This window comes from Halorubrum luteum, assembly GCF_054652935.1.
In genome coordinates, this window is the sequence record NZ_BAAIGT010000001.1 from 1 (window position 1) to 9,851 (window position 9,851).

The following is a 9,851-nucleotide window of genomic DNA, read 5'->3' on the forward strand; positions in this document are numbered from 1 at the left end:
GGCTCGCATCGACGAGTTGGAGACACAGCTGACCGAGCGGTCTCGTGTCGAAGAGAAGATCGAGGCACTCCCCGACAAGATCCGTGAGGGGCAGACGTATCAGGAGCGCAGGCAGCGGATGCTCGACCAGGCATCCGTGGCTGAACGACTGAAATGGAAGGTGACTGGTGTTCCTGTTGATCGAGACGGGGATTAGAGCGAGTTCCGATCATAGGTCCTGGTGCGGTCAGATGCAGGTTCGTGGCACCATTCACAGACAACGTACCCGCAGGCATCACCCTCCCAGTCAACCGAGTGCGGGCATTCAGCAGCGTCGTCACAGATCACAGCTGGTGAGTCATCGAGCTTGGGCCAGCCAATCCACTCCTCACAGTTCGAGCAATACCACTCGTACACAGTGAGTTTCTCATCCGACTCCCGTTTTATCTCGTCCTCCGGGATGTCGATTCTCTGTCTAACGGTGGGTTCAGGCATTAGTGAGTAATTTGGGGACGTTGTTCAGGTATGCTTCTCTAATCCATTCCTTTTCGCTCCAATCATGTGTGTATGTATCGACAGTCCGGCTGTCTGTGTCTCCTCTGAGTGCGCCTACGTAGTCCTTCACCTCTCCGATGAGGACTTCTTCAGATGGTATCCTCTGCCGAAGCGTGGTACTGAACCAATGGCGGCACCAGTGAGGGCTTACATTAGTGGATTTTTGTTCACCAGCATGCCAATCATTGTTTGCTGACCATTCATTGAACTTATTTCGGGCAACCTCTGTGCTGTAGCGTTTCCCGATGAATCCATTTGTCTGTCGTAGCAGTGGGTTTGCTTTTGACGGAGATGGAGGGGTCAACGCTATGTACCACACTAATACCCTTTTCAGCTCTTCGTCAATTGGTATCGCCCGGTAGGAATTCGGCTTATTGCCGTCCATCCTCTTCTCACCATTGTGGGTCTGTTCCGCTGATATTGACGAATCGATGTAGATTGAATCTGGTTTATCACCTATTTCCTCACGCGGCTCATCCATTGTTTCTGCTATCGGGTGATCGAGGTGTACATCTCTGTAATCGAGATTCGTGGCCTCTGCTATTCTGATTCCCGTTTTTAACAGCAATACAACGAGCGTTAGCGTGAATGGATGCCCGGTATCCTGAATTGCTTTCTTGAGCTCATCAATCGGAACGCGCCGCTGAGTAGATTCTTTGTCGTACTCGAACGGCCCCTTGGCCAGGGCTGAGGCGTACGGATTGTGATCTGCTTCACCTTTCTCTATCAACCATGTCACAAGATTCGAGAGTTTGAGGACATACATCTCTGCTGTGGCTTCGCTCACGTCCTTTGATTTTAGGTACTCACAGAACTCTATGGACTCCTTCAGTCCCACCTCCTCGACGGTGAGGTCCTCTCTCTCAACGAAGTCCTCTAGGTGTCCCCAAGCTGTATAGTAGCCGTCCTCTGTGCTCCCTTCATGCAATTGGAAATCAAGGTAATAATCGACGTATGATTCTCCATCTTCCCGACTTCTAATTGCATTCGACGGGCCTTTCATCGGTACACCTTCCACCCATCTCTCTTGATCTCTTCATCCTCGTCAATGATATCGAGAATGTCATCTTCGATCTTTTCGACGAGTCCTTGTGTCTCACCGTTTCCTTCAATGAGTGGGATTGCCTCGTCTTTTCCACGAGGGACGAAATCGCGTACTGTCGCGGCGTCGGATGGATCTTGAACTGTTCCGACATTGCGTGGATCGTTCTCAACGATTGAGTTGAGACCTATCTGAATGAGGCACCGTATCGTTTCGGACCGGCTACTGAAGTTGTACTCCTCTTTCATCTCGTCAATTTCGGACAGTTGTAGCTCCCCAACAGATGCTTGGAGGTTCAGTTTGTCTGGGTCTGGGTGGGGGCCGATTCGTGTTGAAATCGCATCATCACCAGGCATACACATAATTATGAATTGGGTACTTATTAACGTAGGTATTTCACATAAGTGCCTGAGTTGGTGGTTGTTCCAACCAAGGCCAATTACTTTCCCGTGATATTTAAATTGTCAATTAACAAAAACGCATGAGGGCGTCGGTGTCGGACAATCCTCTTCAGTGTTATTTCTGCGCGAAAGCCACGTGACTTGGTTATTCTCCGTGCACTAAACACATCTTTGTGAGTGGAAACCTATTTACTGCACTGGCAGCATATATCAGAACAAGAAATGAACGACAACGCCCCACAGAAAATATCGTTTAGCAAAAAAGTGGATGAACAAGGTCGGCTCGTGATCCCGAAGGAACATCGAAAGGCTCTGACGATCGAGGGTCGGTCAGCTCTGGTTCAATTTGAAGCGAAGAAGATCACCTACCTCGACGATGACGAAGATGGGGGTGATCAGTAGCTGACGCTGGTTGCGGCGAAGGTCAGGGGCCGTGGGCGCGGCCCCAAAACCGGGTTCGGACACGCTTTGGCGGGCTTGTCCGTCTGGTTCTTCGTCACCGAGCGCAATAGGGATTACGTCTGTCCTCGATGCGACTCGTTGATTCATCGAAATTCCGGGGGTGAATCCCGTGAGCGTTGAGAATCTCGACGGTGACGGTCTTGCTGACCAACCGTCTATCATCTATGGGTTTACTGACACCGCCGACACCGGAGGCCTCCCTGACTCTGCCCAGGCCCTCCTCGACGATACTCCAACCAACCATACGGAACCGGATGATGGCGACGTTGAAATCCGTGAACTCTCACGATCAGGGTGGGCGAAACCTGGGCCGTCACCCGGTGATATCATTACCCGTGACTCGACACAATCTTCTCTCGACACCCGTCTCCCCGAGCTCGACCTGCCCGGCTCGGATGGCCTGTACCGTGATGACTGCGGTGAAGACATCCCTGCATTCGCCTGCCTCGGTGACGATAATCACGAGGGCTGCGGGAAACCCGTGTACGTCGGTCGGACCTGTGCCAACCCGACCTGTTCACGGGATTGGCCTGCTGCCGTCAAGGACAAGGTACTACGCCTTGCTGGGAACCTCGATGCGTACTCACGCATCCTTCACAAACGGACTGGTGAGCCGATTCATCAAAATCACGTCGTTGCCAGTCTCCCCGGGCTCCTCGTTGATTCCGACATGCCTGTTGATCGTGTTTATGAAATCCTGAAAACCATCCTACGCCACCGGTGGGGAATCGAGGGATTCGCCGCAATCTACCATCCGTATAGAATCAAACAGGAATACCGAAAAGATCAATACTCTCACGGTGGCGCTGACGGAGATGGCGATATGACGTGGAAAGATGTTCTGAATAGTGATGACCCGATGCAGTATCTCAAATTCGAGCCGCACTTCCACCTCTTCTTCCCCGCCAAGCAAGGTCAGTTCTCGTACTCTGTTGTTCCTGGTGTCTACAAGGACAGTGGATGGGTGTTTCACCGCATCGAAAAGTCCGATGAAGACAACCACAAGTCGGTCGAGGACCTCGAAGATCTCGTTCACCAGCTCACATACTGCTTCTCTCACTGTGGGGTCAACGACTGGTACGCTGACCGAGATGAACTGACCTCTCGGATGAAGGGTGAGTTAGCGACTGATGTTGAGTACGTCACGGAATCGACGAAAGACGAGGTACTCGCGCACTTCTGCGAGGCAGCACCCAAATTGCTCGGCACTCGGTTCGTCAATCTGAACAACGCGACGTGTGATGCCGAGGTTTCATCTGAGCTCCCGGAAGAGTCAGGCACTGACTGCGACTGCTCAGACTGCGACGATGACGGCTCTCGTCACCCACTCCACGACGTGTGGGAGCCAGGAGCCGGAGTCACATCGACCACTGGCGGCGGTGGTGGTGATCCCTTCCCGAGCAGCGTCTTCGATGCGCCTGCTCCCTCTGGCGGCAGCAGCGCCGACAGCAGCGACGCCACCTCCACTATGGCCGTCTCTACGTCCCAATCTACGCAGACGGCTGAGGGGCCTGTGACGGCCTCTGACGGGGACGGTGACTCCGACACACCAATCACTGATGACCGCGAGCCGTGTGGTGGGGAGCTAAAACCGATTCGTCACGCTGAGTCCCGCCTCGACGATGATGAGTGGTGCCAGGAGGCCGAATATGTCGCTGGTCTCCGGGACGCGTACGCTGAGTGGCGTCGCCGGACTGGTGGTGACGAGGATCTCCCGTGGACTGATGGTGATCGTGACGGCGGAGAGGTGGTTAGAGACCCCAACTGAGATACGACTGGTGAGAGGCATCACTACCCTTTCGGGTTGATTTCGGGGGTCAAACGACGACGTTCTCGTGGTGACACCGGATTCCACCGCTTCTAATCATAATTTTTCTTATATTTCCCGGAACTCGGTCGGAGGTTCTCGCATACTGCGTTTTATCTCAGCTATTGTGGGGGTCCCGCATTTTCGGCGCTAGCACCTGCGGTGCTGAGCGGCGCGGACTATACCTCATCCTGCCTTTCGCGCGGCAGCGGTGGTTGTGCCGCCCATTGGGACTGATATCCTTCTCGTGAAGACTCCGGAAATCAGGGGTGGGGGTATCTGGCAATACTCTATAGTTACACGTTTTGTGTACGTTTATGTATCTGGGCGAGGTTCGATACACACAACGTGTAATATGGTGTCTGAAGTAACACTCCACAGCCAGTACGATAGTGGCTCGATCTACGAATTCCGAGGCCGTGCAGTATTCGTTCCAGCAGGCCTACCCGACCAGATCGGCGTCGATGTCGAAACCGACGAAGACGCTGTCCGAGCAGCGGATTCGCCCCACCAATCAATCCCAGCAGGTGTTGCTGTATTCGAAGATAACGACCGGGATGCTTCTACCCGAGCTTGTCTGTGGGCGTCTGTCCAGGATCGAATCAATCTCGAATCACCATTAGAGTGGAGTGAAGCAGCTCCTGATGACTGTCGAAGGGTTCGAGCTCCAGTGGTTGTTGCAGCCGAGGGGAATGCAGTCTTGGCAGCGTACTTAGCGTCCTACGGTTTTCCAAACGATGAGATCGCAAATGCACTGGGAGTTGGATCACGAACGGTTTCCCAATACCTCTCTGACTTCAAAAAAGGTGAACGGTGATACTGAATCTCTGGGCTCTGTTGAAATCCTCTTCTTCAGACATATTCTCGCCTGAAACAGCCGGTCAATGAGAGCTGCGTATTGATTGGAGGGGAACACTATTACGCCACTATTGGAGATTTAAACCATGCCCTCCCGACGTGATGTGATAGTTGGATTGCCTCTATTACTGGCGGGATGTACGGACTTACAGAATGGGTTCAATTCGGACAGTGGATATGACGAAGTACCCTCGGCAGACCAAATCGCAGGAGTGTATGCCGTACTTGTTACAGATGGCGACGAAAATGAGCCGATAACACACTACACCGACGATCGACTTCACGGAGTGGAGGTTCTTCAGACGCTTATCGAAATGGGTGTAGATGTTGAGCCACGAACGGACGGTAACGACCAAACCACTGAGCGCCCTGAAACGGTACTCATAGACCACGACGATGTTTCACAAGACGACCTGTACGAAGCGGTAGAAACTCTATATGAACTCCCACAAGAGAATCCCGATCGGGGGGTACCTCGATGGTATATTGAACATCCCGAACAGGTACTCAGAGTATCCTACGCTTTCTTCGACTGAATTCCACAGGTAGAATATACCATAGACTTCCTGTACTGAACGATTCGTGATTACCCTGTACTGAACGATTCGTGATTACCCTGTACTGAACGATTCGTGATTACCCTGTATTGACCGCAACCAGAGAGGAAAATATCAATTTCTAAGGATTTCAACAGAGCCAATCTCTGGTGTAGTCACTTTCTCAGACACCTATTCTTATGAACCACCGATGACTCATCCTTGATATCCAATGTCGTCCGAAGCCAAGATCGTACAGGAACTCTACAGGCACTTGGCGAACGCAATCGACGACGGAGCGACGCATCACGGCATCGAATTCACCGGCGTAACCCCGGAGAAACACGTTAGCAACGGATTCGCAGACCTTGTGGTTGAAGCCGACGGACAGCCCTTCTGTGTTATCGAAGCCAAGCGAGAACCCGAGGGAACACCGAGCCGAAGTATCGACCCGTACGCCGAGCCCGTCATCGAACAAGCCGCCAGGTACGCCCTGCACCTCGGTACCGAATACTTCGCCACGTACAACGGCGACCACTTAGTCTTATTCCGCACGTTCGAACAAGGAACGAATCTTCTTGACAGGAGAACGCGAGCGTACGAGATTAGCAACATCGGCGCATTCGCCCCGCATTTCTTGGAGCAACTCGCGGGCCTCGATACCGAGGTTATCGAGTGGGACCCGCACCGCGACGCGTTCGTTGCCCGGCTGAAAACCTTCCACGACGTAATCACAACCGAGTTCGACGACGCACTCCACAACAAACTCGATAACAACGAGTTTGAATCCGAATTCGAAACATGGGTTGATGACCAGGGGTGGAGCGACCGGTATGACGACGACCCTGAAGGCGTTCAGAACACGTTCGTAGCACAGGCAGCGTACCTGCTTATGAACAAGCTCGTGTTCTACAAGCTGCTTGAGAACGCTGATGCGTACGTCGATGTGCCGGACGTAACTGTTGACGATCTTGCGGACGGCGATAGTCGCCGGGAAACGTTCGACGCGCTGATTGAAGCGGTTGATTTTGAAGCCGTGTACGAGCAGGATCCGATATTCGATGCGCTCCCGCTGACCGACACGGCACAACGCCAAGTAGAAGATCTACTGGAGAATCTTGAAGACTACAATCTCGATAAGTTTGACGAGGACGTTATCGGGAAGATTTACGAGGAAATCATTCCAGCTGAAGAACGCCACGAACTCGGTCAGTACTACACTCCAGACGAGATCGTTGCGTTAGTGACTGAACTCACTGTCACGGGGCCGTCTGACACGGTTCTTGACCCAGGGTGCGGGACCGGCGGGTTCCTTGTCGGTGCGTACAACAGGCTCAACCAATTGAAAGGGGGTGGTGACCATGAGGAGATTCTTGACCAACTATACGGTATCGACATTAATCGGTTCCCGTCACACTTGGCCGCGATTAACCTTGCAATCCGGGACTTATCTCACGAGACGCACAACGTCAATATCCTTGTTGAGGACTTCTTCAGAGCGCACGCCGACCAAGGGATCGTCGTTGATCCGGAGCGAGCGACCGTCGGAACGAACGGTGGGACTGACACGCAGGATATGGTCGTTCCGTCCGACCTCGATGCAATCGTAGCGAACCCACCGTACATTCGGCACGAGAACATCAGCGAGGACGTGAACGCGCGAGCGCACTTGGATGACTTCGGGATCGACCTCAGCGACCGGTCAGATATTTATTGTTACTTCTTCACGCACGGATTCGAGTTTCTCGACGATGGAAGCGACGGTGACCCGGGGCGACTCGGGTACCTCACATCTAATCGGTGGCTCACCGTCGGATATGGTGAAGACCTACAGGAGTTCTTCCTGAACCACACGAAAATCAAAGCCGTCATCGACTTTCGAACGCAGCAATTCGCTGTCCCGCTTATCGGGACATGCATCACAATTCTTGAGCGGTGCGATGACGAGGAAGAACGGCGTTCGAATCATACTGACTTGATTCACATTAAGGAACGGTTCGACCCAGATGAAATTGTCAACCTTATCGACCAGGATCACGAGCCCGGGACGCTACATGATGACGCGGAGTACCGGCGCGTGACATTCCGACAGGGTGACCTGCATAACATCGAGCGATGGGACCGGTACCTGTACGCTCCCGCGATCTACTGGGAGTTGTTGAAGGAACCCGCAATAACGACGCTCGGGGATCTTGCGGATGTGAAGTTCGGAACAAAAACTGGGAATAACACGTACTTCTACTTCGAGGAGCAAAACGAGTACGAGGAACTCGGGATTGACGATCGGTTCATCACTCCTATCCTGAAGCATATTTCCCCGACGGAATACACCGAACTCCGTGAAGACGACCCGCACTGGTACGTTCTCGATTTGCGTGAGGAAGTGGACGAAATCCTCGATAGTACTGAGGAATCCATCTTACAACAGCGGACGGACGAGGAAATCCTGCTTGATGAATTTGAGGATCGCGGATGGGACGAATTGATTCAATACCTTGAGTATGGGAAGACGCAGGATGTACACGAAGGCGCGAGCGTGAGTAGCTCTGGTCGCGTGTGGTTCGACATCGGTGAATTACCACGCCCGCAGCTTATTCTTCCGAAAGAGTACTGGCGAGATGCTCGGACATTATATAATGCTGCAGAGATGCCGCTTGACCAGCGGAACTACGAGGTAAACGTTCACGACGATGTGGATGTTGACCCGCTTGTGTTGCTTGGTGTGATGAATTCGTCAATATTCCCGTTGTTCCGAGAGATTGAGGGGCGGGTTGAACAGGGACAAGGGATGAATCGGAACGAATTGACAGTTGGTGAAGCGAAAGGGATGCACGTCCCCGACCCCCGGACATTCAGTGATGAAGAGTGCAAGAGAATTAGAAACGTGATTGAAGAATGGATTGGCCGAGAACGAGAGGCGAATACTGACGACGAGCAAGAGTTTCGTGAGGAGCTCGATCGCGCGGTGCTTGACCCGATGGATCTTGAAGATCGTGTGGTCGAGATTCAGGAAGCGGTCAAGGAGATGGTTGAAGTCCGTGAGCGCGGTGCTGGTGACGAAACGGCAGTCCTTGTTGATACGGACGAAGATGAGGAACGAGATCTTCAACTGCCGGGCGCGACGCGGGTGGAAGATGGTGGCCGTAGCCAGACGACGTTGGAATCTTTCTAATCAGTCGGAATTATCGGGTTGGAGTCGAGAATGAGAGTTTGCTGTTTTAGACTCGTCTGTGTGAAATTCCGAAGGGTCACGTGTTACTACTTAGTACTAACCAAGTGATGAACAAAATCAAAACCTCTGGCGCGGACGGTCTCGCACTCCAGGTGACGAAGCCTGCTCGGTCAGCTGGGCTCGTTGAGGAGAACTCGGACGGAGAGGCGACTTCATTGGCTGATGTCCGTGTCTATGCATTCGATCACCTGGTGCTTGTGATTGATCTTGATGTTGTAGCGACAGAGGATGTAACATAGTCAGTTCACTCACACTGAGGGGTGTCGTCAGTCCTTCGACGTTGGCGTGCTGAGGACGTGCACCCATGGTATGAGCGTGTATTCCGGAGTTAAACGGTGTTGAAATCCGTGTGTATAGTGATTTAGCGTCGTCTGACTGTCTGACGGGATACTATGTATTCCGAAGCGAACACAGTGGAATACGATGGTGTCACAAGGGGATAAAAAACAGGTAGCAGTTCGTATTCCATTGCGTCAGAAAGCCGAGTTAGAGGCTGAAGCGGCGGAACGTGGTGCTAGCAGATCTGAATACATCCGTTCTATTCTTGCTGAGCGGCACCAGGTAGCTGAACTTGAAGAGCGGGTAGAGCGCAAGCAGGCTCGCATCGACGAGTTGGAGACACAGCTGACCGAGCGGTCTCGTGTCGAAGAGAAGATCGAGGCACTCCCCGACAAGATCCGTGAGGGGCAGACGTATCAGGAGCGCAGGCAGCGGATGCTCGACCAGGCATCCGTGGCTGAACGACTGAAATGGAAGGTGACTGGTGTTCCTGTTGATCGAGACGGGGATTAGAGCGAGTTCCGATCATAGGTCCTGGTGCGGTCAGATGCAGGTTCGTGGCACCATTCACAGACAACGTACCCGCAGGCATCACCCTCCCAGTCAACCGAGTGCGGGCATTCAGCAGCGTCGTCACAGATCACAGCTGGTGAGTCATCGAGCTTGGGCCAGCCAATCCACTCCTCACAGTTCGAGCAAT

9 protein-coding genes and 1 pseudogene are annotated in these 9,851 nt (G+C 52.9%); 6 read left to right on the forward strand and 4 right to left on the reverse strand.

Annotation, left to right across the window (positions count from 1 at the left end; genetic code table 11):
- Positions 1 to 196 (forward strand): annotated as a pseudogene (locus tag ACYQ0R_RS00005) (ribbon-helix-helix protein, CopG family); the annotation flags it as partial.
- Here ACYQ0R_RS00005 and ACYQ0R_RS00010 read toward each other — a convergent pair.
- Genes ACYQ0R_RS00010 through ACYQ0R_RS00020 form a run of 3 tightly spaced genes read right to left on the reverse strand, consistent with a single transcriptional unit; the run spans position 193 to position 1,932 of the window.
- Positions 193 to 474 (reverse strand): hypothetical protein, encoded by a 282-nt coding sequence (locus ACYQ0R_RS00010; RefSeq protein ID WP_338009530.1) that lies wholly within the window; start codon positions 472 to 474, stop codon positions 193 to 195. The pseudogene ACYQ0R_RS00005 and the gene ACYQ0R_RS00010 sit on opposite strands and share 4 nt — an antisense overlap.
- Positions 467 to 1,537 carry a tyrosine-type recombinase/integrase gene (locus ACYQ0R_RS00015; RefSeq protein ID WP_459820270.1) on the reverse strand — a complete coding sequence of 357 codons (1,071 nt, stop codon included), beginning with the start codon at positions 1,535 to 1,537 and terminating at the stop codon, positions 467 to 469. The genes ACYQ0R_RS00010 and ACYQ0R_RS00015 overlap by 8 nt, the downstream gene beginning before the upstream one ends.
- Positions 1,534 to 1,932 (reverse strand): ribbon-helix-helix domain-containing protein, encoded by a 399-nt coding sequence (locus tag ACYQ0R_RS00020; protein ID WP_459820271.1) that lies wholly within the window; start codon positions 1,930 to 1,932, stop codon positions 1,534 to 1,536. Before ACYQ0R_RS00020 ends, ACYQ0R_RS00015 begins: the two co-directional genes overlap by 4 nt.
- Before the next feature lie 267 nt (positions 1,933 to 2,199).
- Here ACYQ0R_RS00020 and ACYQ0R_RS00025 point away from each other — a divergent pair, with 267 nt between their 5' ends.
- The 5 genes from ACYQ0R_RS00025 (at position 2,200) to ACYQ0R_RS00045 (ending at position 9,664) form a co-directional block, all read left to right on the forward strand.
- Positions 2,200 to 2,379, forward strand: coding sequence for a hypothetical protein (locus tag ACYQ0R_RS00025; RefSeq protein ID WP_459820272.1), 180 nt, complete (start codon positions 2,200 to 2,202; stop codon positions 2,377 to 2,379).
- 169 nt (positions 2,380 to 2,548) lie between these two features.
- On the forward strand, positions 2,549 to 4,207 hold the full coding sequence (locus ACYQ0R_RS00030; RefSeq protein WP_459820273.1) for a hypothetical protein: 1,659 nt from the start codon (positions 2,549 to 2,551) through the stop codon (positions 4,205 to 4,207).
- Between the two features lie 983 nt (positions 4,208 to 5,190).
- Positions 5,191 to 5,640, forward strand: coding sequence for a hypothetical protein (locus ACYQ0R_RS00035; RefSeq protein WP_459820274.1), 450 nt, complete (start codon positions 5,191 to 5,193; stop codon positions 5,638 to 5,640).
- 232 nt (positions 5,641 to 5,872) lie between these two features.
- Positions 5,873 to 8,812 carry an N-6 DNA methylase gene (locus tag ACYQ0R_RS00040; protein WP_459820275.1) on the forward strand — a complete coding sequence of 980 codons (2,940 nt, stop codon included), beginning with the start codon at positions 5,873 to 5,875 and terminating at the stop codon, positions 8,810 to 8,812.
- A gap of 483 nt (positions 8,813 to 9,295) precedes the next feature.
- A complete protein-coding gene (locus ACYQ0R_RS00045) occupies positions 9,296 to 9,664 on the forward strand; it encodes a hypothetical protein (RefSeq protein ID WP_459820276.1) in 369 nt (122 codons plus the stop codon).
- On the opposite strand, the gene ACYQ0R_RS00050 is transcribed toward ACYQ0R_RS00045, so the two are convergent.
- Positions 9,661 to 9,851 (reverse strand): hypothetical protein (locus ACYQ0R_RS00050; protein ID WP_459820277.1); only part of this gene is annotated, 191 nt, incomplete at its 5' end. The two genes, ACYQ0R_RS00045 and ACYQ0R_RS00050, sit on opposite strands and share 4 nt — an antisense overlap.